We start from the raw sequence: 1,699 nt of genomic DNA, 5'->3' as shown, positions 1-1,699 counted from the left end.
CCCCGGCGCGCAGCTGTCGCTGTTCGAGGAGCGCGACGGCTGGCGCTATCAGGCCTTCGTCACCAACACCACCGTCGGCCAGCTGGCCTTCCTTAAAGCCCGGCACCGGGCCCACGCCCGCGTCGAGGACCGCATCCGGCACGCCAAAGACTCCGGCCGGGGCCGGTTCCCCTCCCGGGAGTTCGACATCAACCAGACCTGGCTCGCGCTGACCATGATCGCTGCCGACCTGACCGCGTGGACGCGACTGCTGGGCTTCGTCGGCGACGCTGCGCCGCTCGCCGCGTGTGAGCCGAAAACGCTGCGCTACCGGTTCCTGCACGTGCCCGCCCGCCTGGTCCACAGCGCCCGTCGCCGACGACTCAAGATCCCCAAGTCCTGGCCCTGGGCGGCCGCGATCGTTGCTGTCTTCGCGAACATCGCCGCGGTCCCGCAACCCGCCTGACCCAGCCCATCCGCCCACAACATCACCACCCGAAGACCCGCAGCCCGGCAGCGCCAGCCGGTGCGACGCCCTACCCGCCGTCACTCCGAACACGAGCGCACTCGATCACGCAGCTCCGACACAACCGCGGCCGTCGTCATGAAAGACCGGGGCTAACGTCAACCCCAGAACGAAGCGTCTAGAGCCTTCCGATCGCTCTCCTTCACGGCCTATTAAGTGGCGCATCACGCGCGACCAACGCGCTGAAGCCGTCAGGCTCTACCAGACCGGCCTCAGCCTCAACGAAGTTGCTCGGCAACTTGGCGTGTCACGTTGGGTAGTCAAGAACGCGGCCGAACAAGTCGCCGAAGATAAGCGATGAGCACGTGCGTAGTCATGTACTCGTGCGCTGCTCAAGAAAAGAGTGAAGCCAAAGAGCAGATGTCGTATGAGAAAACAACTCCCGCGGCAGAAAACCGACCGCGGCCAAAGGGCCTGCGGTTCACAGCGTCATGGGTGCCCAAACTGGCTGCGAATGTGATGATCCTTGCCGGAATCCTCCCCCTCATATCGCGGCGAGCGCTCTTCGGCATCTCATAATTTCGGCACGGCGGGGGGTCAGATACTTGCAATCAAGAGAGCAAGGCCAGCTAAAAATCCACCAATGAAAACAACCAGATAAATATAAGCCCCACGCCGACCCTTTACCTTATTTCGATTCAACGCGAAAGCGAGAAGGATCCCTCTGAAACCGCACCCGACAACCAGGATGAGCGCTAGACCGACGAGGCCACTGTCTGCCACCATGGCGGTCACAAGAGCCCTCCAAAGAAGTCTAGGACACTTTCAGGATGCGGCCGAACATCATCCCAAAGATCTCCGAGAGAGCACCCTGCCTGAGTTAGCTGGTCGCCTTGCGTAACGCCCCTGACCGTCCTCGCAGTTCCTGTTACTATCTTGAATGCTCCATATGCCACAGCAGCTCCTCCTTCAAACGTGGTAATTCCGAACGGAAGTGCTGCGGTGCCCAGAGCGACGGCGCCACCCCCTTGCACGACCGACATTTGTCCGTACAGGACATTGAAAGTGGGGCTCGCCCCACACCATATCCGGCCACTTGAATCTGTGTGTTGAATAGGGTTACAGCCCTGCTCGGCCCCAGTTCTCTGGTCCAACACTTGTTTGAGCTTGTGCCGATCGTGCGTCGGACGTTGCGCTGGGATCGGCATGTTCGAACTGGTCCACTTGCGGTGGTGGTAGGGACTCTCATCGGCT

2 protein-coding genes are annotated in these 1,699 nt (G+C 61.3%); both read left to right on the top strand.

Going from position 1 to position 1,699, the window contains the following annotated elements:
• Nucleotides 1-445, top strand: a 445-nt coding sequence (locus ISG29_RS20390; RefSeq protein WP_194505287.1) for a transposase, incomplete at its 5' end; no start/stop codon positions are given.
• 211 nt (nucleotides 446-656) lie between these two features.
• The gene (locus ISG29_RS21925) at nucleotides 657-806 is read left to right on the top strand and encodes a helix-turn-helix domain-containing protein (RefSeq protein ID WP_407940252.1); all 150 of its coding nucleotides are present in this window, start codon (nucleotides 657-659) and stop codon (nucleotides 804-806) included.
• Nucleotides 807-1,699 lie beyond the last annotated feature (893 nt).

Origin of the sequence: Nocardioides acrostichi, from assembly GCF_015319165.1 — a bacterium.
Lineage (GTDB): Bacteria > Actinomycetota > Actinomycetes > Propionibacteriales > Nocardioidaceae > Nocardioides > Nocardioides acrostichi.
This window is presented reverse-complemented; position numbering and strand designations above follow the sequence as displayed.